Source organism: Nocardioides terrigena (genome assembly GCF_003047265.1).
GTDB classification, from domain to species: Bacteria; Actinomycetota; Actinomycetes; order Propionibacteriales; family Nocardioidaceae; genus Nocardioides; species Nocardioides terrigena.
The window spans coordinates 1-704 of record NZ_PZYY01000053.1 but is presented as its reverse complement, the minus strand read 5'-3'; the positions used below and the strand labels follow the sequence as shown (position 1 = coordinate 704).

General features: G+C 43.3%; 1 protein-coding gene and 1 pseudogene. Both read right to left on the bottom strand.

Annotation, left to right across the window (positions count from 1 at the left end):
• Window positions 1–440, bottom strand: a 440-nt coding sequence (locus DAE25_RS22790; RefSeq protein ID WP_107768561.1) for an OmpA family protein, incomplete at its 3' end; no start/stop codon positions are given.
• A 26-nt stretch (window positions 441–466) separates the two neighbouring features.
• Window positions 467–704 (bottom strand): annotated as a pseudogene (locus DAE25_RS22785) (PD40 domain-containing protein); the annotation flags it as partial.

Here is a 704-nt window from a genome sequence, read left to right as displayed (position 1 = left end):
CGACGGTTTTTAGCGTAGTCAGCTTCAGTGTGACCTAACACAGCCGGTTTTTCTTCACCGTAAGAAACAGTTGAAACTTGGTTAGCACCTTTAGTTGCTAAGTAGTTTTTAACTGCGTCTGCACGACGTTGACCTAATGCGATGTTGTACTCTGGAGTACCACGTTCGTCAGCGTGACCAGCAACAGTTACTTTACCGTTTGCAGATGTTAAGTATGCAGCGTGTGCATCTAAAAGTTGTTGGTACTCACCTTCAACTGCGTAGCTATCGAAACCGAAGTACACAGTGTTGTAACGAGTTTGTAAGTCTTCAGCAGTCATACCGCCGAATTGACCTGCGTTTGCGTTAGCATTTGCGTTAGCATTGTCTGATGAGCTGCTGCAAGCTGCTAATACGAATGCTGGTGCCGCAATCATCAATACTTTAGCTAGTTTTTTCATTTGTTGCTCCTAAAAAGAATTTTATTTTATTTAGTCAAATACGGTGACCAAGCAGGAAACTTAAATTGTCCACCTGCTCCCGGCAAGTTAGCTTTGAAACGGCCATCTGCGGACACCAATTGTAGCACTTTGCTCGTACCTTTGGTAGAGCTATAAATAACCATAATACCATTTGGCGAAATACTTGGACTTTCATCTAAGAACGTTGAACTCAATACTTCCGTGCCACCCGAAGCGAGATCGCGTTTTACTACTTTATCACCG